This is a genomic window from Pseudonocardia sp. NPDC049154 (genome assembly GCF_040648315.1).
Classification (GTDB): domain Bacteria; phylum Actinomycetota; class Actinomycetes; order Mycobacteriales; family Pseudonocardiaceae; genus Pseudonocardia.
This window is the reverse complement of record NZ_JBEZDN010000250.1, coordinates 1-2,362: the sequence shown is the minus strand read 5'-3', so window position 1 is coordinate 2,362 and position 2,362 is coordinate 1. Positions and strand designations below refer to the sequence as shown.

2 protein-coding genes are annotated in these 2,362 nt (G+C 71.5%); both read right to left on the bottom strand.

The features are described 5' to 3' along the window. Positions 1 to 111: 111 nt before the first annotated feature. Positions 112 to 1,749: an NAD(P)/FAD-dependent oxidoreductase gene (locus tag AB0B41_RS43045; protein ID WP_358212996.1), complete on the bottom strand. Its 1,638-nt coding sequence runs from the start codon at positions 1,747 to 1,749 to the stop codon at positions 112 to 114. 157 nt (positions 1,750 to 1,906) lie between these two features. Further along, the coding region (locus tag AB0B41_RS43040) for a hypothetical protein (RefSeq protein ID WP_358212994.1) at positions 1,907 to 2,362 on the bottom strand (456 nt) is incomplete at its 5' end.

The window sequence follows — 2,362 nt, the reverse complement described above, 5'->3', positions numbered from 1 at the left end:
GCGGCCGCCAGAGTGGGGGGGGTCTGCAAGGCGGGGCGCGGCGGGGGCCAGCCAGAGTACACGGCCCGGTTCCGCGTCTCCTGGGTGAGCGAGAGCGCCGTTCGCTCGTGATCAGGCGGACTGCTTCTCCGGGGCCGCCGAGACGTCTGGGGACTTGGTGTAGCCCTCGTAGCCCTTGGCGGCGACGTCGTCGCACCGCTCGCGGTACACGCCGACCCCGCCGATGTAGGCCATGAAGACCCGCGGCTTGCCCGGGACGTTGGAGCCCATGTACCAGGAGTCCGCGGTCGGGTAGAGGGTCGTGTCGCCGACCTCCTCGACGTGGCGGACCCACTCGTCCTCGGCCTCGGGGGTCGCGTCGAGCTCCTCGACGCCGTTGTCGCGCATCCACTGGATGCAATCGGTGACCCAGTCCACGTGCTGCTCGATCGACACCATCATGTTCGACAGCACCGACGGGCTCGACGGGCCGGTGATCGTGAACATGTTGGGGAAGCCGGCGACCGACAGCCCCAGGTACGAACGCGGGCCCTCGCCCCACTTCTCCTTGAGCGACACCCCGTTCTTCCCGCGGATGTCGACCCGGGTGATGGCGCCGGTCATGGCGTCGAAGCCGGTCGCGAAGACGATCGCGTCGACCTCGTACTCCTTCTCCGACGTCCGCACGCCCTTCTCGGTGATCTCCACCAGCGGGGTCTTCCGGATGTCAACGAGGTGGACGTTGTCCTTGTTGAAGGTCTCGTAGTAGCCGCTGTCCAGGCACGGCCGCTTGGTGCCGTACGGGAAGCTCCGCGGGGAGAGCAGCTCGGCCAGGTCCTGGTCGTGCACGGTCTCGCGGATCTTGGAGCGGACGAACTCGGCGGCCGTCTCGTTGGCGTCCTTGTCCACCAGGGTGTCGGTGTACGAGGTGAGCACGGCGACGAGGTTGCCCTGCTCCCAGGCCGACTCGTAGGTGGCGGTGCGCTCCGCCTCGTCGACCTCGAGGGCGGACTGCGTGGGCAGCGGGACCGGGACACCGAACGCGGAGAGCTGCTGTTCCTTGCGGAACTCCCGGTAGGTCGCCTTCCGGGCGGCGACCTCCTCCTCGGTGAGGGGCCGGTTGCCCGCCGGCATCGAGAAGTTGGGCGTCCGCTGGAAGACGACGGTGTCCGCCGCCTGGCCGGCCATGATCGGGATCGACTGGATGCCGGACGAGCCGGTGCCGATCACCGCGATGCGCTTGCCCGTGAAGTCCACGCCCTCGTGCGGCCAGTGCCCGGTGTGGTAGGTCGGGCCCTGGAAGCGCTCGGCGCCGGGGATCTCGGGTGCCTTCGACACCGACAGGCAGCCGGTGGCCATGACGAACCAGCGGCAGTCGACGACCTCACCGGTGTCCGTGGTGACGGTCCAGCGCCTGCGGTCGGCGTCGTAGACGGCGCTCTCGACCCGGGTGTCGAAGGTGATGTCGCGCGTCAGGTCGAAGCGCTCGGCGACGTGCTCGGCGTAGCCGAGGATCTCGGGCTGGGTGGCGTACTTCTCGCTCCAGGTCCACTCCTGCTCCAGCTCCGGGGAGAAGGAGTACGAGTAGGCCAGGCTCTCGACGTCGCACCGGGCGCCGGGGTACCGGTTCCACCACCAGGTGCCGCCGACGCCGGACGCGGCCTCGAACACCCGGGTGGACAGGCCCAGCTCGCGGAAGCGGTGGAGCTGGTAGAGGCCGGAGAACCCGGCCCCGACGATGACGGCGTCGACCGTCCTGTCGTTGGTCATGCGCGTGCTACCTCCAGGCTGCGACTCTGCAGACGGTTGGTGACATGGACCCAGTCAACCGAGCGTTTGACAAGAAGGCGACGTGCGCGGCGACGCAGTCGGGGCGCGGCTTCGTTCCGGGGACACCTTGACCGGGACGGGTCTGGTGTGCTGCCGATCACTCGCCGCCGGTGCGGCCCCCGGTCAGCGCGGCGACGAGCGCCCAGTCCGGGGCGGCCGGGTCCAGCTCGCGCAGCTCCCGGACGGACCGGGCCGCGGGGGAGTCGACGAGCCGGGCGGCGAGCAGGTCCGGGCTCCCGCCCGGGAGCTCACCGACCTGGACGAGCCCGGCGGCGAGCCGGGACCAGCCGGTGGCGGCCGGGTCGCCGGCCTCGGCCAGCGCGGCCAGGGCGGACCGGTGCGCGGCGACGGCCCGGCAGGGGTGCCCGGCCGCCCGTTCGACGGCGGCGACCTCCTGCCACGCCGCGGCGACCTCGGCGGGCCGGCCGAGCGTGCGGAACAGCGCGAGCGCGGCGTGCAGGTCGGCCAGCGCCTCGACCAGGGTCGGCGCGCGGATGCCGGCGGACACCACGCCCACCACCTGCCCGCCGTCGCCGATCACCGAGATCGGAAG

What these genes read in the sequence shown, in the direction of transcription:
- AB0B41_RS43045 (WP_358212996.1), bottom strand. Translation starts at nt 1,749, where the DNA reads ATGACCAACGACAGGACGGTCGACGCCGTCATCGTCGGGGCCGGGTTC.